Consider the following 257-nt stretch of genomic DNA (forward strand, 5'->3'; position numbering starts at 1 on the left):
GGGGGCGGATTCGAACCGCCGAACCCGAGGGAGCGGATTTACAGTCCGCCGCGTTTAGCCACTTCGCTACCCCCCCAAGGAGTGCCGGCGAAAGGATTCGAACCCTCGACCCTCTGATTACAAGTCAGATGCTCTACCAACTGAGCTACACCGGCATATATGGTTTGATTGATGATTAAAAAATGGTGGAGGATGACGGGATCGAACCGCCGACCCCCTGCTTGTAAGGCAGGTGCTCTCCCAGCTGAGCTAATCCT

The 257-nt window shown here is 56.0% G+C and carries 1 tRNA gene; it reads right to left on the bottom strand.

From position 1 onward, the window contains the following. Positions 1-82: 82 nt before the first annotated feature. Positions 83-155: transfer RNA gene (locus tag KNO58_RS15335), tRNA-Thr, on the bottom strand. Between the last annotated feature and the right edge of the window lie 102 nt (positions 156-257).

The organism is Exiguobacterium sp. J17977 (assembly GCF_018616375.1).
Taxonomy (GTDB): Bacteria; Bacillota; Bacilli; order Exiguobacteriales; family Exiguobacteriaceae; genus Exiguobacterium; species Exiguobacterium mexicanum.